This window comes from Paenibacillus sp. TSM33, assembly GCF_056099025.1.
This window is the reverse complement of sequence record NZ_JBLZXB010000032.1, coordinates 1-585: the sequence shown is the minus strand read 5'-3', so window position 1 is coordinate 585 and position 585 is coordinate 1. Positions and strand designations below refer to the sequence as shown.

General features: G+C 49.6%; 2 tRNA genes and 1 rRNA gene. All 3 read right to left on the bottom strand.

From position 1 onward, the window contains the following. Positions 1-50 precede the first annotated feature (50 nt). A tRNA-Ala gene (locus tag ACN6NF_RS25615) sits at positions 51-126 on the bottom strand. A gap of 22 nt (positions 127-148) precedes the next feature. Next, positions 149-225 (bottom strand) — tRNA-Ile (locus ACN6NF_RS25610). A 36-nt stretch (positions 226-261) separates the two neighbouring features. Beyond that, positions 262-378, bottom strand: a 5S ribosomal RNA gene (gene rrf, locus ACN6NF_RS25605). Between the last annotated feature and the right edge of the window lie 207 nt (positions 379-585).

Genomic DNA, 585 nt, shown 5'->3' with positions numbered 1-585 from the left:
CAACTCGATTAACAGTCGAGTGCTCTACCAACTGAGCTATCAGGGAATATTGGTGGAGCCAAGGGGGATCGAACCCCTGACCTCCTGCGTGCAAGGCAGGCGCTCTCCCAGCTGAGCTATAGCCCCAAACTTTTAGTCAATCTAGAAATGGTGGGCCTTAGTGGACTCGAACCACCGACCTCACCCTTATCAGGGGTGCGCTCTAACCAGCTGAGCTAAAGGCCCTAATTCATAAAATTTTATCATCCTTTAAAGGACTTTGCTTGGCGGCGTCCTACTCTCCCAGGACCCTGCGGTCCAAGTACCATCGGCGCTGGAGGGCTTAACGGTCGTGTTCGGGATGGGTACGTGTGGAACCCCTCCGCTATCGCCACCAAACGTGAATTTGCTCCGCAAATTCTTCCGTAAGCTTATTCGGTTCATCACAGATTGTGTGAAAGAATAGCTATACGCTTGTTGTATGTACTTCTACATACCTTCAAGGTGTTACACCCTGAAAACTGGATCCGAAACTCATTACGTCTTATCTTTAGGATAAGCCCTCGACCGATTAGTATTGGTCAGCTCCATGCATTACTGCACTTC